This is a genomic window from Microbacterium sp. CCNWLW41 (assembly GCF_037083505.1).
Map to the genome: position 1 here is coordinate 733,467 of NZ_JBAOJP010000002.1, position 22,967 is coordinate 756,433.

The 22,967-nt window shown below is 71.9% G+C and carries 24 protein-coding genes; 16 read left to right on the forward strand and 8 right to left on the reverse strand.

Translation table 11 applies throughout. The annotated features are described in order from the left end of the window. The first annotated feature begins 17 nt into the window (after window positions 1-17). The 6 genes from lsrF to V6R91_RS11265 are packed head-to-tail and all read left to right on the forward strand — an operon-like array spanning window position 18 to window position 5,733. On the forward strand, window positions 18-908 hold the full coding sequence (gene lsrF, locus V6R91_RS11240) for a 3-hydroxy-5-phosphonooxypentane-2,4-dione thiolase (RefSeq protein WP_336395475.1): 891 nt from the start codon (window positions 18-20) through the stop codon (window positions 906-908). After that, window positions 905-1,276, forward strand: coding sequence for a cupin domain-containing protein (locus V6R91_RS11245; RefSeq protein WP_067242614.1), 372 nt, complete (start codon window positions 905-907; stop codon window positions 1,274-1,276). Before lsrF ends, V6R91_RS11245 begins: the two co-directional genes overlap by 4 nt. After that, window positions 1,273-2,283, forward strand: a complete 1,011-nt coding sequence (locus tag V6R91_RS11250) for an ABC transporter permease (RefSeq protein WP_219086718.1) — start codon at window positions 1,273-1,275, stop codon at window positions 2,281-2,283. The genes V6R91_RS11245 and V6R91_RS11250 overlap by 4 nt, the downstream gene beginning before the upstream one ends. A gap of 57 nt (window positions 2,284-2,340) precedes the next feature. Beyond that, entirely contained in the window at window positions 2,341-3,642 is a 1,302-nt protein-coding gene (locus V6R91_RS11255) for a sugar ABC transporter substrate-binding protein (RefSeq protein ID WP_271059544.1), read from the forward strand. Between the two features lie 10 nt (window positions 3,643-3,652). After that, entirely contained in the window at window positions 3,653-5,188 is a 1,536-nt protein-coding gene (locus tag V6R91_RS11260; protein ID WP_336395476.1) for a sugar ABC transporter ATP-binding protein, read from the forward strand. A gap of 50 nt (window positions 5,189-5,238) precedes the next feature. Beyond that, the gene (locus tag V6R91_RS11265) at window positions 5,239-5,733 is read left to right on the forward strand and encodes a VOC family protein (RefSeq protein WP_271059542.1); all 495 of its coding nucleotides are present in this window, start codon (window positions 5,239-5,241) and stop codon (window positions 5,731-5,733) included. Window positions 5,734-5,944: 211 nt separating this feature from the next. On the opposite strand, the gene V6R91_RS11270 is transcribed toward V6R91_RS11265, so the two are convergent. The 3 genes from V6R91_RS11270 to V6R91_RS11280 form a co-directional block, all read right to left on the reverse strand. Next, window positions 5,945-6,454, reverse strand: coding sequence for a glycine cleavage system protein R (locus V6R91_RS11270; RefSeq protein ID WP_271059541.1), 510 nt, complete (start codon window positions 6,452-6,454; stop codon window positions 5,945-5,947). A gap of 71 nt (window positions 6,455-6,525) precedes the next feature. Continuing rightward, a complete protein-coding gene (locus V6R91_RS11275; RefSeq protein ID WP_271059540.1) occupies window positions 6,526-7,590 on the reverse strand; it encodes a PLP-dependent cysteine synthase family protein in 1,065 nt (354 codons plus the stop codon). 74 nt (window positions 7,591-7,664) lie between these two features. Next, window positions 7,665-8,564, reverse strand: coding sequence for an amidohydrolase family protein (locus tag V6R91_RS11280; RefSeq protein WP_336395477.1), 900 nt, complete (start codon window positions 8,562-8,564; stop codon window positions 7,665-7,667). 69 nt (window positions 8,565-8,633) lie between these two features. Here V6R91_RS11280 and V6R91_RS11285 point away from each other — a divergent pair, with 69 nt between their 5' ends. After that, a complete protein-coding gene (locus tag V6R91_RS11285) occupies window positions 8,634-9,311 on the forward strand; it encodes a FadR/GntR family transcriptional regulator (protein WP_231819762.1) in 678 nt (225 codons plus the stop codon). Window positions 9,312-9,436: 125 nt separating this feature from the next. Here the strand turns inward: V6R91_RS11285 and V6R91_RS11290 are convergent, their stop codons facing one another. Further along, on the reverse strand, window positions 9,437-10,204 hold the full coding sequence (locus V6R91_RS11290; RefSeq protein WP_336395478.1) for an SDR family NAD(P)-dependent oxidoreductase: 768 nt from the start codon (window positions 10,202-10,204) through the stop codon (window positions 9,437-9,439). Next, window positions 10,186-11,046 carry a fumarylacetoacetate hydrolase family protein gene (locus V6R91_RS11295; protein ID WP_336395479.1) on the reverse strand — a complete coding sequence of 287 codons (861 nt, stop codon included), beginning with the start codon at window positions 11,044-11,046 and terminating at the stop codon, window positions 10,186-10,188. Before V6R91_RS11295 ends, V6R91_RS11290 begins: the two co-directional genes overlap by 19 nt. A 141-nt stretch (window positions 11,047-11,187) precedes the next feature. Between V6R91_RS11295 and V6R91_RS11300 the strand changes: the two genes are divergently transcribed. The 4 genes from V6R91_RS11300 (at window position 11,188) to V6R91_RS11315 (ending at window position 14,370) form a co-directional block, all read left to right on the forward strand. Beyond that, entirely contained in the window at window positions 11,188-12,516 is a 1,329-nt protein-coding gene (locus V6R91_RS11300; protein WP_336395480.1) for an L-fuconate dehydratase, read from the forward strand. Beyond that, window positions 12,503-13,483, forward strand: a complete 981-nt coding sequence (locus tag V6R91_RS11305) for an aldo/keto reductase (RefSeq protein WP_336395481.1) — start codon at window positions 12,503-12,505, stop codon at window positions 13,481-13,483. The genes V6R91_RS11300 and V6R91_RS11305 overlap by 14 nt, the downstream gene beginning before the upstream one ends. Before the next feature lie 25 nt (window positions 13,484-13,508). After that, on the forward strand, window positions 13,509-13,928 hold the full coding sequence (locus V6R91_RS11310) for an RbsD/FucU family protein (RefSeq protein ID WP_271059534.1): 420 nt from the start codon (window positions 13,509-13,511) through the stop codon (window positions 13,926-13,928). Window positions 13,929-14,007: 79 nt separating this feature from the next. Continuing rightward, a complete protein-coding gene (locus tag V6R91_RS11315; RefSeq protein ID WP_219086734.1) occupies window positions 14,008-14,370 on the forward strand; it encodes a VOC family protein in 363 nt (120 codons plus the stop codon). Between the two features lie 18 nt (window positions 14,371-14,388). Here V6R91_RS11315 and V6R91_RS11320 read toward each other — a convergent pair whose 3' ends face one another. After that, entirely contained in the window at window positions 14,389-14,925 is a 537-nt protein-coding gene (locus V6R91_RS11320) for a CGNR zinc finger domain-containing protein (protein WP_336395482.1), read from the reverse strand. Between the two features lie 39 nt (window positions 14,926-14,964). Between V6R91_RS11320 and V6R91_RS11325 the strand changes: the two genes are divergently transcribed. Then, window positions 14,965-15,957, forward strand: a complete 993-nt coding sequence (locus tag V6R91_RS11325) for an EamA family transporter (RefSeq protein ID WP_336395483.1) — start codon at window positions 14,965-14,967, stop codon at window positions 15,955-15,957. Between the two features lie 3 nt (window positions 15,958-15,960). Here V6R91_RS11325 and V6R91_RS11330 read toward each other — a convergent pair whose 3' ends face one another. Together V6R91_RS11330 and V6R91_RS11335 are read right to left on the reverse strand one after the other, a co-directional pair. Beyond that, window positions 15,961-16,968 carry an acetylesterase gene (locus tag V6R91_RS11330; RefSeq protein ID WP_336395484.1) on the reverse strand — a complete coding sequence of 336 codons (1,008 nt, stop codon included), beginning with the start codon at window positions 16,966-16,968 and terminating at the stop codon, window positions 15,961-15,963. Between the two features lie 47 nt (window positions 16,969-17,015). Beyond that, window positions 17,016-17,591 carry a hypothetical protein gene (locus V6R91_RS11335; protein WP_336395485.1) on the reverse strand — a complete coding sequence of 192 codons (576 nt, stop codon included), beginning with the start codon at window positions 17,589-17,591 and terminating at the stop codon, window positions 17,016-17,018. Between the two features lie 526 nt (window positions 17,592-18,117). Here V6R91_RS11335 and V6R91_RS11340 point away from each other — a divergent pair. The 4 genes from V6R91_RS11340 (at window position 18,118) to V6R91_RS11355 (ending at window position 22,511) form a co-directional block, all read left to right on the forward strand. Next, window positions 18,118-18,843, forward strand: coding sequence for a GntR family transcriptional regulator (locus V6R91_RS11340; protein ID WP_336395486.1), 726 nt, complete (start codon window positions 18,118-18,120; stop codon window positions 18,841-18,843). Window positions 18,844-18,845: 2 nt separating this feature from the next. After that, the gene (locus V6R91_RS11345) at window positions 18,846-20,372 is read left to right on the forward strand and encodes an MmgE/PrpD family protein (protein WP_336395487.1); all 1,527 of its coding nucleotides are present in this window, start codon (window positions 18,846-18,848) and stop codon (window positions 20,370-20,372) included. Next, window positions 20,372-21,277, forward strand: a complete 906-nt coding sequence (gene prpB, locus V6R91_RS11350; protein WP_336395488.1) for a methylisocitrate lyase — start codon at window positions 20,372-20,374, stop codon at window positions 21,275-21,277. The genes V6R91_RS11345 and prpB overlap by 1 nt, the downstream gene beginning before the upstream one ends. 94 nt (window positions 21,278-21,371) lie before the next feature. Further along, entirely contained in the window at window positions 21,372-22,511 is a 1,140-nt protein-coding gene (locus V6R91_RS11355) for a bifunctional 2-methylcitrate synthase/citrate synthase (RefSeq protein ID WP_271059526.1), read from the forward strand. Window positions 22,512-22,967 lie beyond the last annotated feature (456 nt).

Consider the following 22,967-nt stretch of genomic DNA (forward strand, 5'->3'; position numbering starts at 1 on the left):
CACAAGGAGAAACACCCATGGCTGATCTCGAAGGAAACCGCTCCGCCAAGCAGTTCCACGCCGACGTCCCGGCGGTCCGCTTCACGAACGCGATCAAGGGGGCGCACGCCCTCGACTGGGGCATGCAGAACCGCCTCTCGCGGATCCTCGACCCGGAGACCGGGCGGACCGTGATGCTCGCCTTCGACCACGGCTACTTCCAGGGGCCGACGTCCGGTCTGGAGCGGATCGACCTCGGCATCGCACCGCTGGCGACGCAGGCCGACGCGCTCATGGGAACCCGCGGCGCCTTCCGGACCTCGATCCCCGCCGGCACCTCGGCCGGACTGGTCGTCCGCGCCTCCGGCGGGCCTTCCATCCTCAAGGACCTCTCGGACGAGCACGTCGCCCTCGCGATGGACGACGCCGTGCGCCTGAACGCCTCCGCGGTCGCGGTGCAGGTGTTCGTCGGCGGCGAGCACGAGTCGCGCAGCATCCGGAACCTGACGACGCTCGTGGACGACGGCTACCGGGCCGGGATCCCGGTGCTCGGCGTCACCGCCGTCGGCAAGGAGCTGACCCGTGACGCCCGGTACCTCGGGCTCGCGGTGCGCATCATCGCCGAGCTGGGGGCGCAGATGGTGAAGACCTACTACTGCGAGGACGGATTCGAGGACGTCGTGGCGGCCTGCCCGGTCCCGGTGATCATGGCCGGCGGCAAGAAGCTCAGCGAGCTGGACGCGCTGCGGATGGCCTCGGCGGCCGTGCGCGCCGGGGCGGCCGGCGTCGACATGGGTCGCAACATCTTCCAGAGCGAGGCCCCCGAGGCGATGATCGCGGCGGTGCGTGCCGTCGTCCACAGCGACCTCGATCCCGTCGACGCGCACGAGCTGTACCGGGAGCGTGCCCAGGGCGGTGCGTCCGCATGACCGACGCGCGCATCCTGTCCGTCGAGGACGCGGATCTCCGTTTCGGGGACTGGGGACCGGGCTACCTGTCCACGGACGACGACGCCGCGTTCGGTGTGGTCGTGCTGCGGCCGGGAGACGTCTTCGCCAACCACCTCCACGAGCACCACACCGAGAGCTTCCTGGCGCTGGAGGGCGCCGCGGAGATCTGGCTGGACCGCACCGAGCGCATCGTGCTGTCGGCGGGCCAGCTCCTGCACGCCCGGCCGGGCGTCGAGCATCTCGTCCGGAACCCGTTCGACGCGCCGTTCCGCGCGGTGTTCGTGAAGACCCCCTGGGCGGACGGCGACAAGATCGACCGTCCCTGGGAGCCGGGAGCGACGGGATGAGCGCCGCGTCGGGCTCCACCCTCACCGAGACGGTGACGGCCCAGCGCCGCGGGGCGGCCTTCCGCAACGGTTCGCTGCGGTCCCGGCTCATCCTCTTCGCCCCTCTCATCGCGCTGCTGGTGCTCGTCGTGTTCTTCGCGATCGTGAGCCCCGTCTTCCTCACCGGCAGCAACCTCGTCAACCTCGTGCGGCAGATGGCGGTGCTGCTGGTCGTGGCCCTCGGATCCACCTTCGTGGTGCTGATCGGCAGCATCGACCTGTCCATCGGATCCATCGTCACGCTGACCGGGGTGTCGTCCGCGATGCTCGTCGGCGTCATCGGTCCCGGCGGCGCGCTCGTCGGCTTCGCGGTCGGGGTCGCGTGCGGCCTCGTCAACGGCCTCGTGCACGTCTACCTCAAGGTGCCGAGCTTCATCGTCACCCTGGGCACGATGTTCGTCTTCGCCGGGATCGCGCTCATCATCACGGGAGGCAGGCCCCAGGGGCTGCGCTCGCCGGAGCTGTCCGCGCTGTTCGGCGGAACGGTGCTGTTCGGCATCCCGACGATCTCCCTGTGGGCGCTGCTGGCGCTCGTCGTGGCGGTGCTCGTCGAGCGCAAGCTCGTCTTCGGGTACCGCGCGAAGGCGGTCGGCGACGCGGAGACCGTCGCCAAGCTCTCCGGGATCGACGTGGACCGGGTCAAGGTGCTCGCGTTCGTCCTCTCGGGGGTCTTCGCCGCGTTCGCGGGCCTGCTCCTCATGACGAGGACCAACTCCGCGTCCGGCGCGATGGGGGAGCCCTTCCTCATGGAGGCGCTCGCCGCGATCCTGCTCGGCGGGACGTCGCTCATGGGCGGCGTCGGCGGCCCGACGCGGACGATCCTCGGCGTGCTGGTCATCTCGGTGCTCAGCAACGGGATGAACCTCGCCAGCGTCGACCCGTTCACCCAGCAGACCGTCAAGGGCGTCGTGCTGATCGCCGCGGTCGCCCTCACGCTCAACCGCAAGGAGCTCTCCAGCGTCAAATGACCGGCGGCCGCGCCGCCACCACCCCGCAATCGAACCGAACACGAAGGAGTGTGCACGATGAACACCTCGAAGAGAAGGTGGCCGGCCCGCGCCGCCGCCCTCGCCAGCGCCGTGGGCCTGGCGGCCGTCGTCTCCGGATGCGCGAGCCCGCAGGGCGATGCCGCCGAAGCCGCCGATCCCGATGCGCCGATCGTCATGGTCCAGGTCCCGACCATGGACAACTCGTACTGGGCCGACGTCATCAAGGGCGCCGAGCAGGCCGGCGCGGCTCTCGGGCTGACCGTGGACGTGCAGGTCTACGGAGACTCGACCGACACCCAGCTCAGTCAGGTGCAGCAGGCTGGATCCAAGGGCGTCGACATGGCGCTGCTGTTCGCGCAGGATCAGGCCTCCTCCCCGACGCTCATCTCGGCGGCGACGGAGCAGGGCATCTACGTCACGAACATCTTCTCCAACCAGGCCTGGTCCACGCCGGCCGACGCCGAGTTCGACGACCACTACGTCGGCTACTTCCTGCCGGACAACGTGCAGGACTCGTACAACATGGCCACGTCCGTGCTCACCCAGATCGGGGGCAAGGGCAAGGTGCTCCACATCACCGGGCTTCCGGGCAACACCACGGCGGAAGAGCGGCGCCTCGGGGTCGAGAACGCGCTGAAGGACTTCCCCGACGTCGAGCTCGTCGGGCAGGAGAGCGGGGGCGAGAACCGCGTGGCCACCCAGCCGGTCATCGAGGACCTGCTGACCGCGCACCCGGACGTCGCCGCCGTCATCTGCCACAACGACGACGAGGCGATCGCCGTCATCAACGCCCTGCGCGACCGAGGGATGACCGACGTCAAGGTGGGCGGCATCGACGCCATCGACGAGTTCCTGGACGACATGAAGAGCGGGGGCAACGCCGCCGCCACCGTCGCGATCCACGGCTCGTGGTTCGGCGGATACAACGTCGTGCGGCTGTACGACGCGTTCAAGGGCGAGGAGTACACGCCGGCGGAGTCGATGATGTTCCAGGACTCCCTGACGGTCGACACGGCCGAGGCCGCCGAGGAGTACCAGAAGGTCGTCTACCAGGCCGACCCGCTGCCGTTCGACTGGAAGGCCATGTCGCGGGCCGAGGCCGGCGAGGACTGGGACACCCAGGTGCCGCTGCGCCCGATCGACCCGGACGACTACTGGGGCCGCATCGGCGAGGCCGCACCGAGCGGGTACTCGCTGCCGGAGGCCTTCCGGAAGGACCTCGACGGCGGTGCCGTGCAGAGCGTCGCCGAGCTGTACCTGTCCCACGCGGTCTCGAACCCGTTGGGCGGAGTGATCGAGCTGACCCGTTCCGGCTCGTCCTCGTTCGGGCAGAAGTAGGAGGGCGACGATGACGATCGAACCGGGGAGCACATCCGTCGCTGCGGCACGCATCGAGGCGTCGGGGGTCGGGATGGTCTTCGACACCAACCGCGTGCTCGACGACGTCTCCCTGCGCGTGCTCCCCGGTGAGATCGTGGGTCTCATCGGGGAGAACGGGGCGGGCAAGTCGACGGTCATGGACATCCTGTGCGGCACGCTGCGACCCACCGAGGGCGAGGTGCGGATCGGCGGGGAGCCCGTCGTCCTGTCCTCCCTGATGGAGGGGGCCGGGCACGGTGTGTTCCGGGTGTTCCAGGAGCAGAGCCTCGTGGCGAGGCTGCCTGTGTACGTCAACCTCTGCCTCGGCGCCGAGCAGCGTTTCAGCCGGGCCGGCGTCTTCCAGCAGCGCCGCGCGCGGGAGCACGCCCGCCGTGTCCTGGTCGACCTGGGACTCGACATCGACGTGGACCGCACGGTCGCCTCGTACACGTTCGGCGAACGGCAGCTGCTCGAGATCGCGCGCGCGGTCTCGCTGTCGCGGATCTTCGGCGCGTCGTCGCCGGTGATCCTGCTGGACGAGCCGACCGCCGCGCTCGCGGGGCATGAGCTGGAGCTGTTCTTCCGTCTCCTGACCGCCCTCCGCGACGCCGGGACGTCCTTCGTCTTCGTCTCGCACCGGCTTCCCGAGCTGCTGCGCTTCTCGGACCGCCTCTACGTCCTGAAGGACGGCGCCGTGGTGGCGGAGGTGGGCCCGGAGACGTCGGAGGCGGAGCTGCACCGGCTGATGGTGGGCCGGGAGCGCGCCGACGACATGTATCGGAAGGACCGCCAGTGCGGCCCGGGTGGCGACGTGCGCCTGTCAGCGCGTCGCCTGTCCGCGGCGGGGCTGGAGCCGATCGACCTCGACATCCGGGCCGGGGAGATCGTCGGCGTCGGCGGGCTGCTCGGATCCGGGAAGAGCCAGCTGGCGGCCGCCCTCTTCGGAGCGACCGCCGCCTCCGGCGAGGTGGAGGTCGACGGCCGCCCGCTCCGCCGCGGCGTGCGCGCGCGGGTCCGGGCGGGATTGGCGTACATTCCGCTGCACCGGCACGCCGAGGGCGCGAGCCTCGGGATGTCGATCGTCGAGAACATCAACGAGGTCGACCTCGGGCGCGGTCCCGTGCTCCGGGTGCGACGTGCGGGGGAGGAGCGAGCGGCCGCGCAGACGTGGTCCGAGCGGCTCCGCATCCGGCGGCGGGGACTCGACCAGCCCGTCCGCACCCTGTCGGGCGGGAACCAGCAGAAGGTCGTCTTCGCGAAGTGGCTGCGGGAGGGGGCGGACGTCATCATCGCGGACAACCCGACCCGCGGCGTGGACGCGGGCGCCAAGGAGGAGATCTACGAGCTCCTCCGGGACCTGACCGATCAGGGCGCCGCGGTGCTTCTGGTCAGCGACGATCTGCTGGAGCTGATCGGGCTTTCGGATCGCATCCTGGTCCTCCACGACGGCGAGGTCGTCGGCGAGGTGGACTCCACGCCGGAGTCTCCGGCGCGCGAGGAGGAGGTCGTGGCATTGATGGTGTGACGGACGGACCAGCGGCAGGAATCAGCGAGAACGTGAGAGAGAAGGAAGAGATGACCGAGAACACGGGCACCGCCCCGAAGCACGAGATCACCCAGATCTGCATCGTGGTCCGCGACATCGAGCGGTCCATGAAGGAGTACACCGAGCGCCTCGGGTGGGGGCCGTGGAAGGTGTTCGAGTACGGCCCGCCGCTGCTGCACGACACGCACCTGCGCGGCGAGCCGGCCGAGTTCACCATGATCGGCGCCGAGACGATGGTGGGCGGGATCGGCTTCGAGCTGATCCAGCCGACGGGCGGGGACAGCATCTACCAGGAGTTCCTCGACCGGCACGGCGAGGGCGTTCAGCACATCGCGATCATGAAGCACTCCAAGGAGGAGTCGGACGAGCTCATCGCCGACGTCGGCGCCGCGTCGATCATGGGTGGGAGCACCGGCGCGGACATCGAGTTCTACTACCTCGACACGCAGGACACGCTCGGGGTGACGATCGAGAGCGGCACCGGCCACGCGATCGACATCCAGCCCACGAGGGTCGTGGGCTGACCGCGGCGCGAGCCGGCGGCGTCTCGTCTCGTCGCTGCGCTCCTCGCTCAACGACCGGGGGTGGTCCCTTTCGGTCGTTGAGCGAGCGGAGCGAGTCGAAACGCGGTGACCCGGGGCTGGCGCCGTTTCGTCTCGGTGCTGCGCTCCTCGCTCAACGACCGGGTGTGTTCGCTCGCTCAGTGCGGGTCTCCGCGAGTCGAGACGCGGTGGGTCAGTCGAGGGCGATGTCGACCTGGATCTCGCTCGCGAGCCGCTCCAGGTCCGCGCGCAGGGCGTCCGCATCGGCGTCGGCCGGCACCGTCGCCTCGACCGTGGCCTCGAACAGCCGGCCGCCGGCCATGGCGGCGTCCCGCGTCTGGCTCGTCATGCTCTCGATGCTCAGGGCGTGTACGGACAGCACCCCGGAGACCTCGCGCACGATCCCCGGGCGGTCGTTCCCGAGCACCTGGATCGAGATGCGCCGCTCGCCGCCGGCCGCGGTCGGAGCGGCGCCGTCGTGCACCGTGACCGTCAGCATCCCGTCCAGCTCTCCGAGGGCGTGGCGCAGCTCTCCTGCCCGCTCGGTGGCGACGGACACCTCGATGACGCCGGCGAAGGTGCCGGCGAGGTCGGCCAGGCGGCTGTTCTCCCAGTTGCCGCCGTGCGCGTCGACGACGTCGGCGACGGCGGCGACGAGGCCCGGGCGATCGGTTCCGACGACAGTGAGGATGAGCGTGGTCATGCCGCCAGCGTAGGCGAGGCCCGCCTCCGCGTCATCCGCGGATCCGCGCCCGTGTCCGACGCCGTGCCGGCCTACGCGGCGGACCACCGCCCGGTGGCGAGGAACTCCTCCAGCCGCGCACGGTGCGGTGCGAGGTCCCAGCCCTTGGCCGCGACCCATTCGTCGGAATAGTAGGTGTCGACGTAGCGGGCGCCGCCGTCGCAGATGAGCGTCACCACGCTTCCCTGCACCCCCTCGCTGCGCATCCGGGCGATCAGCTCGAACGCGCCGACGAGGTTCGTCCCGGTCGATCCGCCGGCCCAGTGCAGCGTGCGCTCCTTGAGCAGTCGGATCGCTGCGATCGAGGCGGCGTCCGGCACCTGGATCATCTCGTCGATCACGCTCGGCACGAACGACGGCTCCACGCGCGGTCGGCCGATCCCCTCGATACGGCTCGGCGTGCCGGTGGTGTAGTCCGCGGCGCCGGTGCTCCAGCCGCCGTAGAAAGCCGAGCCCTCAGGGTCCACCACGGCGATCCTGGTCTCGTGGCGGCGGTATCGGACGTACCGGCCGAACGTGGCGCTGGTGCCTCCGGTCCCCGCGCCGACGACGATCCAGGCGGGGATCGGGTGACGCTCGTGCGAGAGCTGGCCGAAGACGCTCTCGGCGATGTTGTTGTTCCCGCGCCAGTCCGTGGCGCGCTCGGCGTACGTGAACTGGTCGAGGTAATAGCCGCCGCACTCGGACGCCAGGCGCTCCGCCTCCGGGTACATGTCGGGGGCGCGGTCGACGAAGTGGCACCGCCCGCCGTAGAACTCGATGAGGTCGATCTTCTCCTGGCTCGTCGAGCGCGGGACGACCGTGACGAACGGCAGGCCGAGCATCCGTGCGAAGTACGCCTCGGACACGGCGGTGGAGCCGCTGGACGCCTCCACGAGCGTGGTGTCCTCGTGGATCCGCCCGTTGACCAGGCCGTAGAGCAGGAGCGAGCGCGCCAGCCGGTGCTTCAGGGATCCGGTGGGGTGCACCGACTCGTCCTTGAGGTACAGGTCGATGCCCCAGTCGGCGGGCAGGGGGAACAGATGCAGGTGCGTGTCGGCGCTCCGGTTGGAGTCCGCTTCGAGCTTCCGGATCGCCTCGCCCGCCCAATCGGTCATGCGATCGAGGCTACCGGGTGCCCGGCCGGCGCCCGCGGGGTCCCGTGCGCGTGCTCGGGAGTCGAGTGCGCGGCTCAGCCGAGACCGTAGAGGCGTTCGGCGTTGCGCCAGAGGACGGCGTCGACGTCGAGGCCGCGGTCGCCGGCCCACGTCGCCACGGTCCGCGCCCACGCCTCCCGCGCGCCCGCAGCCACGATCGCATCCGTGTCATCCCGCCCTGCGGCTCCGGCGGGCACGGGCCGAACGGCGGACACGGGCCAGTCGCTTCCCCACATCAGCCGGTCCGGTCCGAAGGCCTCCAGCGCGGCGTCGAGGAACGGGACGACTTGGGCGGCATCCCATCGGCCGCCCGCCTCCGCCGGCAGTCCGGACAGCTTGCAGCTCACCCGCGGGTGGGCGGCGAGCGCGTCCAGGTCGCGGAGCCAGGCGGCCCCCGGCGATCGCGGGGCGTCGGCGGTGCCCACCTCGGGCTTGCCGAGGTGGTCCAGCACGATCAGCAGCTCCGGGACGGCTGCCGCGAGTCCGGCCACGTCCGGGAGCTGGGAGGCGCGCACGCACGCGTCGAACGTCCAGCCCCGCTCGGCGACGAGCGCGGCGCCGTCGAGGAAAGCGGGGGAGGTCGCCAGGCCGTCGGGCTCGCCCTGGAGCAGATGCCGGACGCCGACGACCAGGGGGACGTCGGCGAGCACCGCCAGCTGCGTGGCCGTCTCGTCGCCCCGGTCCAGGCGAGCCGCGGCGACGATCCCGCGGACTCCGGTCTCCGCGGCGATCCCCGCGACCCACCACGCCTCATCGACCCACTGCGTGGGCGCGCACTCGGCCTGGACGAACACCGCCGCCTGCTCCTCGAAGCCCCGGATCGCGGAGGCGCGCAGCTCGTGGACGGCGAAGCGCGCGCGCAGCGGCCCCTCCAGCCACGCGTAGTCGAACCGGTCCGGATCCCAGAGGTGCAGGTGCGAGTCGAGGAGGCGCATCCGCCCATCCTGCCCCATCGGCCCGGCGAACCGAGGGCAGACATCCGATCACTGGCTATGCTGGGCCGCATGGCTGTCACCGACGAGGCGATCGAGAAGATCAAGGCGATGATCGTGTCCGGGGAGCTCGGGCCCGGCGACCGCCTTCCTCCGGAGAAGGAGCTGGCGGAGCGGCTGGGGCTGTCCCGCAACTCGATGCGGGAGGCGGTCAAGGCGCTGGAGGTCATCCGCGTCCTCGATGTCCGTCGCGGCGACGGCACGTACGTGACGAGCCTGGAGCCGGACCTGCTCCTGGAGGCCATCGGGTTCGTCGTGGACATGCACGACGACGACTCGCTGCTCGAGCTGTTCGCGGTCCGCCGGATGCTGGAGTCGCAGGCGACGGGCCTCGCCGCGTCACACGGCGAGGACGCGGCGATCGACGCGCTGCAGGAGGAGGTCGACGCCGTCGACGCCGGCGTCTCGATCGACGACCTCGTCGAGCACGACCTGCGCTTCCACCGCGAGATCGTGCGGATGGCGGGGAACGGCTACCTCTCCAGCCTCGTGGAGGGGCTGTCCAGCCAGACGATCCGGGCCCGGGTGTGGCGCGGTCTCACCGAGCAGGGGGCGGTGGAGCGGACCCTCGCCGAGCACCGGGCGATTGCCGATGCGATCGCCCAGCGCGACCCGGGGCTGGCCACGGCCCTCGCGACCGCGCACATCGCGGGCGTCGAGCGCTGGCTCCGCCAGGCCGCCCACGGCTGACCCCTCCGGCGGCCGCTCCCGGTCCCGATCTGCACATCCTGTCCCGATCCGCACACCCCGTCCCGAACGTGTGCGGATCGGGCGGATGTGTGCAGATCGGGACAGGGGCGGCGAGGCGAGGAGGGCTACTCGGAGCGGAGGCGGAGCTGCGCCATGCCGCCGTCGACCTCGAGGAAGGTCCCGGTCGTCGAGCCGGATGCCGGACTGACCAGGTACAGGACGGCGCCGGCGACCTCGTCGGGCGAGACGAGGCGGCCGTGCGGCTGGCGGGCGTTGAGCGCGGCCCGCTCGGCCTCGGGGTCCGGCGCCGCGTCGAGCAGCCGGCCGACCCAGGGGGTGTCCGCCGTGCCCGGGTTGACGGCGTTCACGCGGATGCCCTCGCGGAGGTGATCGGCGGCCATCGCGCGGGTGAGCGCGGACACGGCGCCCTTGGACGCGCTGTACAGCGCGCGCTGCGGCAAGCCCGTCGTCGAGGCGATGGACGCGGTGTTGCAGATCGCCGCGGCGGGGGAGCGGCGCAGCCACGGGAGGGCGGCGGCGGTCACGCGGGCGATCCCGGTGACGTTGATCGAGAGCACCCGGGCCCATTCGTCGTCGTCGTTGGCGGCGACGTCGCCCTGCGCACCGATGCCGGCGTTGTTCACCACGATGTCGATGCGGCCGAACCGCTCGCCGACCGCGGCGATGGCCGCGTCGACGCTGTGACGATCCGACACGTCCGCCGTGAAGGCGGCGTGCCGGGGATCCGCGTTCGCCGTGTCGCGATCGAGCACGGCGACCTGGGCGCCCCGGTCGTGCAGCAGCGCCGCGACGGCCGCGCCGATCCCGGACGCCCCGCCGGTCACGACGGCGACGAGCCCTTCGACCTGCCCGCTCACTTCTGCGTCTCCCATGCCACGAACTCCTGTCGCTGTCCGCCGAGTCCCTCGATGTCCACCTCGACCACGTCGCCGGGCCTCAGGTAGGGGAACCGTCCGCCGAAGGCGACCCCCTGCGGCGTCCCGGTCAGGATCAGGTCGCCGGGCTCGAGCGCGACGTACTGGGACAGGTGATGCACGATCGTCGCGACGTCGAAGATCATGTCGTTCGTGTTCGAGTCCTGCCGCGGCTCGCCGTTGACGAAGCTGCGCAGGCGGAGGTTCTGCACGTCGACCTCGTCCGGTGTGACGAGCCAGGGTCCGGTCGGGTTGAAGCCGGGGGCGATCTTGCCCTTGGACCACTGCCCGCCGGACACCTCCATCTGGAAGGCGCGCTCGGAGACGTCGTTGGCGACGACGTATCCGGCGATGTGCGCCGCGGCCTCGTCGGGGGAGTCGAGGTACGCCGCCCGGGTGCCGATGACGACGCCGAGCTCGACCTCCCAGTCCGTCTTGTCGCTCCCGCGGGGGATGGTCACGGCGTCGTTCGGGCCGACGACCGTGTTCGGCGTCTTCAGGAAGAGGATGGGCACGGTCGGCGGCTCGGCGCCGGACTCGCGGGCGTGCGCGGCGTAGTTCTGCCCGATGCAGATGACCGCGCTGGGGCGTGCGATCGGGGCGCCGATGCGCAGGCCGTCCGCGTCCGTGAGCTCGGGCAGCAGCCCGGCCTCGAGGGCGGCGCGGGTCCGGGCCACGGGATCGTCGGCGAGGAACGCGCCGTTCACATCCGATGTCAGCGGCCGGAGGTCCCGATAACGGCCCTCTTCGAGGACGACCGGGATCTCGGATCCCGGCGCGCCCAGGCGTGCGAACTTCATGGTTCTCCCTTCGGCACGGACGGCGGGTGTGCGCGACCCCCTGGATCGGCTCCCGCGTTGACAGTATAGACATCGGATGTTTACACTCCAACTGTCTGTTGGGACCCGCTCCTCCGCGTGGTCCGCCGAGTGAGGAGCCCCGTGAGCCGTATCGTCGCGCTGGAGACCAGCGACATCCGCTTCCCCACGTCGCTGAGCCTCGACGGCTCGGACGCGATGAACCCCGACCCCGACTACTCCGCGGCGTACGTCGTCATTCGCACGGACGCCGAGGACGGGATCGAGGGCCACGCGTTCGTCTTCACGATCGGTCGCGGCAACGACGTCCAGGTCGCGGCGATCGACGCCCTGGCCGGGCACCTCGTGGGACGTGAGATCGAGCCGCTCCTGGATGACATGGGCGCGACGTTCCGCGAGATCGTCGGCGACTCGCAGCTGCGCTGGCTGGGCCCGGAGAAGGGCGTCATGCACATGGCGATCGGCGCCGTGATCAACGCGCTGTGGGACGTCAAGGCCAAGCGGGCGGGGCTGCCGCTGTGGCAGCTGCTGAGCCGGATGACGCCGGAGGAGCTCGTCGGTCTCGTCGACTTCCGCTACCTCACGAACGCGCTGACGCCGGCGGAGGCGCTGGAGATCCTCCGCACCGCCGAGCCGGGGCGCGCCGCGCGCGAGGCGGAGCTGCTCGCCACCGGTTATCCCGGCTACACCACGAGTCCCGGCTGGCTCGGCTACTCGGACGAGAAGCTGGAGCGGCTGGCGCGCGAGGCTCTCGCCGACGGGTTCACGCAGATCAAGCTCAAGGTCGGCGCCGACCTGGAGGACGACATCCGGCGGTTCCGGAAGGCGCGCGAGGTGTGCGGACCCGACTTCCCGATCGCGATCGATGCGAACCAGCGCTGGGAGGTCTCGGAGGCGATCGACTGGGTGACGGCGCTCGCCGAGTTCCGTCCGGCCTGGGTCGAGGAGCCGACCAGTCCGGACGACATCCTGGGACACGCCGAGATCGCCCGCGGGATCGCCCCGATCCGTGTCGCCACCGGGGAGCACGCCCAGAACCGGATGATCTTCAAGCAGCTCCTCCAGGCCGAGGCGATCCAGGTCATGCAGATCGACGCCGTGCGCGTGGCCGGGGTGAACGAGAACATCGCCAACCTCCTGCTCGCGGCGAAGTTCGGCGTGCCCGTGTGCCCCCATGCCGGCGGCGTGGGCTTGTGCGAAGCCGTCCAGCACCTGTCGATGTTCGACTTCGTCGCGGTCTCGGGAACCCGGGAGGGCCGCATGATCGAGTACGTGGACCACCTGCACGAGCACTTCGTGGTGCCGACCGACATCCGCGGCGGCTCCTACACGGCGCCCACCGCCCCCGGCGCGGGGATGGAGATGAAGGCCGCCAGCCGTGCCGCCCACCTCTGGGCCGGTGGATCCGGGGCCGAGCTCGCGGCGACGGGGGAGCGACGTGTCGACGCCTGATCCTCGGACCGATCCGCTCGTCCCCCTGCCGACCCTGGGATACGGGGCGGCGAACGTCGGCAACCTGTTCCGCCCGTTGACGGACGCCGAGGCGTGGGCGGTGCTCGACGCGGCGTGGGAGAGCGGGATCCGCCACTACGACACCGCCCCGCATTACGGGCTGGGCCTGTCGGAGCGCCGGCTCGGGGCGTTCCTGGCGACCAAGCCCCGAGACGAGTTCGTGCTGTCCACGAAGGTCGGGCGGCTGCTGCGCCCGAACCCCGACCATTCGGGCGGGCTGGACACGGACAACGACTTCCACGTGCCCGACGACCTGAGGCGTGTGTGGGACTTCTCCGAGGCGGGGATCCGGGCGAGCCTGGACGAGTCCCGGGAGCGACTGGGGATCGACCGGATCGACATCGCGTACCTCCACGACCCGGAGCGCCACGACCTCGACCTCGCGCTCGCCGAGGCGCTGCCCGCGCTGGAGGCGGTGCGCGCCGCCGGCGGGGTGAGGCGGGTCGGCGTCGGCTCGATGGTGTCCGAGGCGCTCGCCGCCGCGGTCCGCTCGGCGGATCTCGACCTCGTCATGGTCGCGGGCCGGTACACGCTGCTGGAGCAGCCCGCGGCGGCCGACGTGCTGCCGGCGTGCGCGGAGCGGGGCACCGGGATCGTCGCCGCGTCCGTGTTCAACTCCGGCCTGCTCGCGCAGAGCGAGCCGACGCGGGACGGGCGATACGAGTACGGGGCGCTGCCCGACGCGCTCTGGGAGCGCCTCCTCCGGATCGCGGCGGTGTGCCGGGCCCACCAGGTGCCCCTCCCGGCCGCGGCGATCCAGTTCCCCCTGCGGTCGGGTGTCGTCCGCAGCGTCGTCGTGGGCGGCAGTCGCCCCGCCCAGCTCCGGCAGAACGCCGAGCTCGCCGGACTCGACATCCCCGACGCGCTCTGGGCGGAGCTGGCGTCGGAGGGATTGATCCCCGCCTGAGGGCGGACCGACCGAAGGAGGAGCCGTGCTCGAAGGAATCCATCCCCTGCTCACCGGGGAGCTGCTGCTGCACCTGGACCGGATGGGCCATTCGGACGCGGTCGTCGTCGCGGACGCGCATTTCCCGGCCTGGGCGCTGGGGGCGCGGGTCGTGGATCTCCCCGGGACGAGCACGCCGGCCGTCGTCGCGGCCGTCCGCTCCGTCCTCCCCCTGGACGACGCGCCCGGGATGGACCTGATGGCGTCCGCGGACGGGGCGGTGCTGCCCGTCCAGGGCGAGCTGATGACCGCCGCCGGGACGGACGAGGCGACGACGGCGTTCGTGGAGCGCTTCGCCTACTACGACGTCGCACGGGCGGCGTATCTCATCGTGCGCACCGGCGAGACGCGGAAGTACGGCAACGCCCTGCTGCGCAAGGGCGTGGTCGGTCACCCGTCGTCCTGAGCCGGGGTCTTGTGGCGCGTGTCGGCGGGGACGAGACTGTCCGCGTCGAGCCATCGGGGCCCGAGGAGAGGATGCGGACATGGCACACGGCGACATCACGCACATCGACATCCCGGTGTCGGACCTGGTGAGGGCGACGGCCTTCTACTCGGGCCTGTTCGGCTGGGACATCTCGGAGATGCCCGGGTTCGAGGGCTATCCGATGTGGCAGGCGCCGAACGGCATCTCCGGCGGCGGGCTCGCCCCGCGCGGCGACGGGTTCACCCAGCCGCGCTCGTACGTCGAGGTGGACTCGATCGAGGAGACGATCGCGGCGGCGAAGGAGGCCGGCGGCTCGGTCGCGATGGAGCGGCAGCCGATCACCGACACGAGCGCGTGGGCCGTGATCGTGGATCCGGACGGGAACCACATCGGGCTGTTCGAGGGGGTCGTGAACGGCTGAGCCGCAGCACACGACCGGTCACGAGGCGCGCCGGCGCGCGCGGTACGCGGCGACCGCGTTGCGGTTGGCGCAGGTCGTCGAGCAGTAGCGCTTGGAGCGGTTGCGGGACAGGTCCAGCGCGAGCGCGGCGCAGTCGGCGTCCGCGCAGACCGTGATCCGGTCGCCCTCGTGCGCCCGGATCACGTCGACGAGGGCCATGGCGGTCTCGATGAGGATGCGTTCGTCGAGGGGGCGGTCGTCGCCGACCGCGTGCAGGTGCCAGTCCGCGTCGCCGTGCCGGGTCAGGCGGGGTGCGAGGGCGACGTCCGCGAGCGCGGCGTTGACCGCGTCGGCCATCGCGTCGCGCGGCGCCAGCAGCATCGTGCGCAGCCGCGGGCGGAGGCTGCGGAGCGCGCGGAGCTCGGCCGCGTCACGGTCGATCCGCCCCGTGTAGGGGTGTGCGGCCAGGAAGGCCTCGACCCGTGCGGGCGTGTCCAGCGTGTCCGGGGGCTCGGCGGTGTTCACCAGGTGGACGGCAGCGCGGAGGGATTCCGTCGTGTCATCGGTGAAGAGCATGTTGACAGCTTACGCGGCGCGGGCCTAGCGTCACATCCCATGGAGGCATACGCCGATGACATGACCCGCCGGCGCACGACCGGCACCGGTCTGCTCGTCGCGGTCGCGGCCGCGGTGTCGTTCGGGATGTCGGGGGCGTGGGCGCGCGGCCTGATCGACGCCGGGTGGACGCCCGGGGCCGCCGTGACGGCGCGCGTGTGGGTGGCCGCGCTCGTGCTCCTGATCCCCACCGTCCTGGCGCTGCGCGGGAAGGCGCCCGTCGTGCGGCGCAACCTCGGCATGATCGCCGCCTACGGCCTGCTCGCCGTCGCCGCGACCCAGCTCTGCTACTTCCAGGCCGTGGCCGTGATGGACGTCGGGGTGGCTCTGCTCGTCGAGTACACCGCGCCGGTGGCGGTGGTCCTCTGGCTGTGGATCCGGCGCGGGGAGCGCCCGACCGCGCGCAGCGCCCTCGGTGCCGCCGTCGCGTTCGCGGGGCTCGTCCTGATGCTGGACGTGCTCACCGGCGCCCGGATCGACCCCGTCGGGATCCTGTGGGCGCTCGGCGCGATGACCGGCGCGGCGGCGTACTTCCTGCTCTCCGGCCGGGCGGACACCGGGCTGCCGCCGATCGCGCTCGCGGGATCCGGTCTGCTCGTCGGCGCCCTCGGCCTGACCGCGGCGGGGGCGGTCGGGATCCTGCCGATGGCATGGACCACGGCCGACGTCGCGTACCGGTTCGGCACGGTGCCCTGGTTCGTCCCCGTGCTCGCCGTGGGGATCCTGGCCACGGCGCTGGCCTACGTCCTCGGCATCGCGTCCACGCGCATGCTGGGCTCGCGCGTGGCCTCCTTCGTCGCCCTGGCGGAGGTCGTCGCCGCGCTGCTGTTCGGATGGCTCCTGCTCGGCCAGCTTCCGGGACCGTGGCAGCTCGCCGGCGGAGCGCTGGTGCTGGCGGGCGTCGTCGTGGTCAAGCTCGGCGAGCCGAAGCCCCCGCCGCTCGTCGAGCCGGTGTCCGGGCGGGGTTCCGGCTCGTCCGGCGGGGAACGGTAGCGCTCAGAGGCGAGGGGAGCGGCGCTCCCCGGGGACGACGCGGTCGAGGTGCGCGCGCCCGCCGGCGATCGCGTCCCGGACGACCCGGCCGAGGCCGGGATGCTCGGCATGCCCCGCCGGCAGCACGACGAGGTCGAGGTCGCCGCCCGCGCGCTCGATCGCGTTCGCGACCGCGAACTGTCCCTGCGGCGGGACGTACTGGTCCCAGAGGGCGGCCTCGACACGTACGGGGATGCGCAGGAAGGTCGCCGCGGTCGAGGCGTCGAGCCAGCGCAGATCCTCGCGGAGCCCGGGGCGTCGGGCCACGGCGCGCCGCACGGCCTCTCCGCTGCCGAGACAGGGGACGGCGAGGCGCTCGTCGTACTGCCCGAAGCTCGGCACCACGAGCGTCGCGCCGACGAAGCGCTCGTCCCAGGGGAGCGCGAGCGCGCCGATCCCTCCGCCGAAGCTCTCGCCGACGTAGTACAGCGGCAGGTCGCCGGCGATATCCTGCAGCGCGGACGCCGCCGTCCACAGGTCCCGCGCGGACAGGCCCAGCACGGCCCGGTCCGGGTCGTCCAGGTCTGCGATGACGTGCTCCTCCGCCGCCTCGGGCCCTCCGACGCCGCGGTTCAGCGCGCCGAGCCCCCGGGCGACGGGGAAGATCGCCCACGCGTCGTCCGGGATACGGTGGAACTCCGGTGCCTCCCGGCCGCCGTAGCCATGGCCGTGCACGACGCCGACGCGCGCCGGCGTCCGTCGAGGCTCGGCCACCCAGGCGCGCAGGCGGGTGCCGTCGGCGGTGGTGTGCGCGATCACGGACACGCGTCGGCCGTGTCCGTGCGCCTCGGTCAGGGCCTCGGGGGCCGGGGGGATCGCCCGCGCCTCTCGGTGCCAGCCCCGCCAGCGCTCGGCGAACCCCTCCGGGGGCGGGACCGGTGAGACGGCGCGCAACGCCGGAAGGTCGAACCCGTAGCTGCCGTCGAAGGCCGCGTCCGGGAACCACGTGTCGTAGGGGGTGCGGAAGGTCATGGGATCCTCGGGGACGAAGAGCGGGCGGTCGACGTCGGGTGCCGCCGCTACCCTTCCGGCTCGGTGTACCCGCCCTCGCCGGTCTCGCCGTCGTAGCGGAAGACGCGCCCGTCCTCGAACGTGATCTCCACCGAGGTGCCGAGCGGCTCCTGCGCGAGCAGGCGCTCCTCGAGGCGCTGCGCGTCCTGCGCATACTGGGCCTGCGTCTCCTTGTCCACGCCCCAGATCGTCGCGATCTTCATGTCGGTGATGAGGTAGAGGAACGCAGAGACGGCCGCACGGTTGCGTTCCGTGTCGGGGATGCGCTCCCAGAGCGTTCCGTCGTCCCTGGCCTGGCGGTACTGCTCCGCGAGCTCCTCCAGTCGGTCGCCCACGGAGCCGGTGCCGGGGATCTCCGGGTCGTCCGTGAGCGTCGGGTCCGGCTCGGCGGCATCGGTGGGCGCGGGCGAGAGCGGCGCGACGGGCGTGAGGGTCGGGATCGGCGGAAGGGTCGGGAACGGGGCGAGCGGCTCGCTGCTCACGTCGCGCGTGACCGTGAGGATCGTGCTGAAGGCGCCGACCCCCACGATGAGCAGGAGGAAGATCGGCACCGCGATCAGCAGGCCCTTGAGCGTCCCGTTCATCCGCGCGGGCGGTGCAGGAACGGGCGGCCCTGCCGGCACCGCGCCGTGGTCGACGGGCGGTGTCCGTGCGTAGGGCGGCAGCGGTGCCGTCGCGGGGGCCTCCGGGGCCGGGCCGGCGGTCGTTCGGGGCGAGTTGGCGGCATACGGGGGCAGAGGCGGAGCGGCCGGTCCGGGCGGGGTGTGCGGTCCGGCCGGCGCGGGCGATCCCAGCGGGTTCGGCGCCGGCGGGGGTGCCGTGGGGCCCAGGGGTGGAGCCAGGGGCGGCACGGGCGGGAAGCCGCCCTCGCCGTCTCGCGGATCCGCGGTCTCGTTCCCGCTCACCGTCACCTCCCTGTCGCATCGGAAGGGGCAGGATGCGTCCCCCTCCGCCTCGGTCACCCTATCGCGCGGTCCGGGCGCCCCCAGCGGGACAGGGGTTGCCGCGGCGGTCTGCGGGTCGTGGCGCGTGCCTCCGGAATGTATACCGGCTGGCGTATTGGCGCCCGGTGACGTGCCCCCTGCCCCTGTTTATGTATACACTGAGGCCATGGTGATCGTGCAGGAGGGGCAGCAGCGCGCAGGCGAGCGCGCGTACGCCGCCCTGCTCGACGGCATCCAGTCCGGGGACCTGCCCGCGGGCACGGTGCTCGGCGAGGTGGAGCAGGCGGCGCGTCTCGGCGTCAGCCGCACCCCCTTGCGTGAAGCCCTGCGTCGGCTCGCCGCCGAAGGACTGGTGGTGCAGCAGTCTCCGCGCGTGACGGTGGTCGCCCCGATCGACGCCTCCGACATTCGGGCGCTCTTCGAGCTGCGCCGGGCGCTGGAGGAGTCCGCGGCGCGGATCGTGGCCGACCGCGGCGACCCTGCCGTCTTCGCGGGTTTCGCGGCCGAGTTCGCCGACGCGGCCGACGCGCTGGCCCTCCCCGAGGGGCGCCGGGCGTACGAGGAGCTCATCGCGCGCTTCGACGCGGCGCTCGACGCCGCGGCCGGGAACGACTACCTCACCGCCGCCCTGCGCACGGTCCGCACGCATCTCGTCCGCGTGCGCCGGCTGGCCAGGGACCGCCCGGCTCGACTGGCCGCCTCGGTGGCCGAGCACCGTCTCATCGCCGAGGCGATCGCCGGCGGCGACGGCGACCTCGCCGCGCACGCGACCCACGTGCACCTGCACAACGCGCTGGCGAGCGTCCTCGACTCCCTGGGGGCGGGCGTTTCGTCTCGCTCCGCTCGCTCAACGACCGACACGGCATCCGCGCCCGAAGGAAAGAAGAACTGATCATGACCGTGAACCACCACCTCCGCGTGCACCGCAGCGACGAGAACCTCCCGCGGGAGGGGCAGCTCGCCTGGCGGATCGCCGAGGTCGCCGCCGACCCGGTCGAGGTCGACCAGGACGTCGTCGACATGATCATCAACCGGATCATCGACAACGCCTCCGTCGCGGCCGCCTCGCTGACCCGGGCGCCGGTCAGCGCCGCGCGCCAGCAGGCGCTGGATCACCCCGTGTCCGTCGGCGGCGCCGGCGCGACGGTGTTCGGCACCCCGCTCGAGCGACGGACGAGCCCGGAGTGGGCGGCCTGGGCGAATGGCGTGGCCGTGCGCGAGCTCGACTACCACGACACGTTCCTCGCGGCGGACTACTCCCACCCCGGCGACAACATCCCTCCGATCCTCGCCGTCGCCCAGCACGTCCGCGCGGACGGGCGCGCCCTCGTCCGCGGCATCGCGACGGGGTACGAGATCCAGATCGACCTCGTCAAGGCGATCTGCTTGCACAAGCACAAGATCGACCACGTCGCCCACCTCGGCCCGTCGGCCGCAGCCGGGATCGGAACCCTTCTCGGCCTCTCGCCCGAGACGATCTACCAGGCCGTCGGCCAGGCGCTGCACACCACCACGGCGACGCGGCAGAGCCGCAAGGGCGAGATCTCCACGTGGAAGGCGCACGCTCCCGCGTTCGCTGGCAAGATGGCGGTCGAGGCCGTGGACCGCGCGATGCGGGGCGAGACCTCTCCGAGCCCGATCTACGAGGGTGAGGACGGAGTGATCGCCTGGATGCTCGACGGACCGGACGCCGCGTACGAGGTGCCGCTGCCGGCTGCCGGCGAGCCCAAGCGGGCGATCCTCGACTCCTACACGAAGGAGCATTCCGCGGAGTACCAGGCGCAGGCCTGGATCGACCTGGCTCGAAAGCTCCACAACGAGCGCCCCGCGCTGGCCGATCCGGCGAACGTCGAGTCGATCGTCATCCACACGAGCCACCACACCCACTACGTGATCGGCTCCGGGGCCAACGACCCGCAGAAGTACGACCCGACGGCCTCGCGCGAGACGCTGGACCACTCGATCCCCTACATCTTCGCCGTCGCGCTGCAGGACGGGGCCTGGCACCACGTCGACTCGTACACGCCGGAGCGCGCCGGCCGTGAGGACACGGTGGCGCTGTGGCACAAGATCACCACCGCCGAGGACGAGGAGTGGACGCGCCGCTACCACTCGACCGATCCGGCGGAGAAGGCGTTCGGCGGCCGGGTCGTCATCCGGCTGACGGACGGCACGGTGATCGAGGACGAGATCGCCGTCGCCGACGCGCATCCGCTCGGCGCCCGACCCTTCGCCCGGGAGGACTACATCCGCAAGTTCCGCCTGCTCGCCGAGCCGGTGCTGGAGCCGCAGGAGATCGAGCGCTTCCTGTCGCTGGTGCAGCGTCTTCCGGAGCTCACCGCGGAGGAGGTCGCCGACCTCTCGATCGTGGCCGCGCCCGGCGTCCTCGCCGCGGCGCCCGCTCCGAAGGGCCTGTTCTGATGCTGTACTCCGCCGTGCCGGCGCACGAGAAGCGCCGGGCGTTCCGCGAGCGGCTGGCGAGCGGCGAGCTGCTGCGCTTCCCAGGAGCCTTCAACCCGCTGTCCGCGCGGCTCATCGCGGACAAGGGCTTCGACGGCGTCTACATCTCCGGCGCCGTGCTCTCCGCGGATCTCGGTCTTCCCGACATCGGGCTGACCACGCTGACCGAGGTGGCGGGTCGGGCCCGGCAGATCGCCCGGATGACCGACCTTCCGGCCATCGTCGACGCGGACACCGGGTTCGGCGAGCCGATGAACGTCGCCCGGACCGTCCAGGAGATGGAGGACGCGGGCCTGGCCGGCCTCCACATCGAGGACCAGGTCAATCCCAAGCGCTGCGGTCACCTCGACGGCAAGAGCGTCGTCGACGAGAGCACCGCGATCAAGCGCATCCGCGCCGCCGCGGACGCTCGTCGGGATCCGGACTTCCTGCTCATGGCACGCACCGACATCCGTGCGGTGGAGGGCATGGATGCGGCGATCGACCGCGCGAAGGCGCTGGTCGACGCCGGGGCGGACGCGATCTTCCCGGAGGCGATGCGCACGCTCGCAGAGTTCGAGGCGATGGCCGAGGCCCTGGACGTGCCGATCCTGGCGAACATGACCGAGTTCGGCAAGAGCGACCTCTTCACGGTCGACCAGCTCCGCGACGCCGGCGTGCGGATCGCGATCTGGCCGGTCTCGCTGCTGCGGATCGCGATGGGCGCCGCGGGCCGTGCGCTCGATACGCTGGCGGAGGACGGTGCGCTCACCGCGAAGCTCGGCGAGATGCAGCATCGGGCCGAGCTCTACGAGCTCATCGACTACGAGGGCTACAACCGCTTCGACACCAGCGTCTTCAACTTCACCATCGACACCGGTCGTTGAGCGAGGAGCGCAGCGACGAGACGAAACCCACCCGGTCGTTGAGCGAGGAGCGCAGCGACGAGACGAAACGCGTCGACCGACACGAAGGAGTGACATGAGCGATCCGGACATCAAGAAGGGCCTCGCAGGCGTCGTCGTCGACACGACGGCGATCTCGAAGGTCAACCCCGAGACCAACAGCCTGCTGTACCGCGGGTACCCCGTGCAGGAGCTCGCGGCCACGCAGCCGTTCGAGGCGGTCGCCCACCTGCTGTGGCACGGCGAGCTGCCGGACCAGGACCAGCTCGACGCGCTCCGGGCGGCCGAGCGCTCGCACCGGGCGCTGGCGGACAACGTCAAGGCGGCGATCGACCTGGTGCCGGTCTCGGCGCACCCGATGGACGAGGTGCGCACGGCGGTCAGCCTGATCGGGGCGTCCGACGCGAACGGATCGGGTTCCGTGCTCGACGCGAGCGGAAGCCGGGAGGAGAACCTCGAGCGCAGCGTCCGCCTGTTCGCCGCGCTTCCGGCCATCGTCGCCTACGGACAGCGCCGCCGTCGCGGACAGGAGATCGTCGCCCCGCGCGACGATCTGGACTACTCGGCGAACTTCCTCTGGATGACCTTCGGCGAGGAGCCGGATCCCGTGGTCGTCGACGCGTTCAACCGCTCGATGATCCTGTACGCGGAGCACTCCTTCAACGCGTCGACCTTCACCGCGCGGGTGATCACGTCGACCCTCAGCGATCTGTACTCCGCGGTCGTGGGGGCCATCGGCGCGCTCAAGGGCCCGCTGCACGGCGGGGCGAACGAGGCCGTGCTGCACATCTTCGACGAGATCGGGAGCGCGGACCGTGTCACCGGCTGGCTGGACGAGGCCCTCGCGGAGAAGCGGAAGATCATGGGCTTCGGGCACCGCGTGTACAAGAACGGCGATTCGCGGGTGCCGACCATGAAGGCGGCGCTCGACACGCTCGTCGCGCACTACGACCGTCCGGAGGTCGCCGAGCTGTACGACGCCCTGGAGCGGGAGTTCGTCTCCCGCAAGGGGATCCACCCGAACCTCGACTACCCGTCGGGTCCGGCGTACAACCTCATCGGGTTCGACACGCTGACCTTCACGCCGCTGTTCGTCGCCTCGCGGGTTACCGGATGGACCGCGCACGTGATGGAGCAGGCGGCGGCGAACGCGCTCATCCGCCCGCTGTCGGCCTACGTCGGCGTCGACGAGCGGCACGTCCCCTCTGCGGGGTGACGGTCCGTCCCCCGGGCCGTGTCTCGACGCGGCGCCCCTCCGGTCGTTGAGCGGGGAGCGCAGCGACGAGTCGAAACGGGGTCGGTTCTCGGTCGTTGAGCGAGGAGCGCAGCGACGAGACGAAACGCACTGACCCGGTCCTCGGCATGGTGCGGTCCGCTGCGCGATGGCCTCGTCCGTCGCGCGGTCCCCCGCCGTCCTTCGGTCGGCTCCCGCCAGGCCCGATGCCGGCGCGTCGGACGAGGCCATCGCTCCGCTCAGCTCCCGGGCGCCCCTTTCCGGTCGTTGAGCGAGGAGCGCAGCGACGAGTCGAAACGTGGTGACCCGGGGCTGGGGGCGTTTCGTCTCGCGGAGACCTGCACTGAGCGAGCGCAGCGAGTGGAATTGTCGCTCAACGACCGAAGCGCCTGCCGGTCGTTGAGCGAGGAGCGCAGCGACGAGACGAAACGCGCTGAC